We start from the raw sequence: 257 nt of genomic DNA on the forward strand, positions 1-257 counted from the left end.
GGTATCAAGTCCGGTGATCTGATTGTCAGCCTTGATGGCGAAGCCATGGTCGGTGTATCACTGAGCGATGCCATCGAAAAAATGCGCGGTGAACCTGGCTCTCCCATCACGCTGGAAATACGCCGTCAAAACGAACCGCAGCTGCTGAAGTTCGACTTGATTCGCGATGAAATCAAGGTTCGCAGTGTGCGCTCGGAGTTACTCAGCGACCAGATCGGCTACCTCCGTATTACCCAGTTCCAGGAACATACCGGTGC

General features: G+C 53.7%; 1 protein-coding gene. It reads left to right on the forward strand.

Annotation, left to right across the window (positions count from 1 at the left end):
- The coding region (locus Q4563_RS20990) for a S41 family peptidase (RefSeq protein ID WP_303605899.1) at positions 1-257 on the forward strand (257 nt) is incomplete at both ends.

Source organism: Gilvimarinus sp. 1_MG-2023 (genome assembly GCF_030548285.1).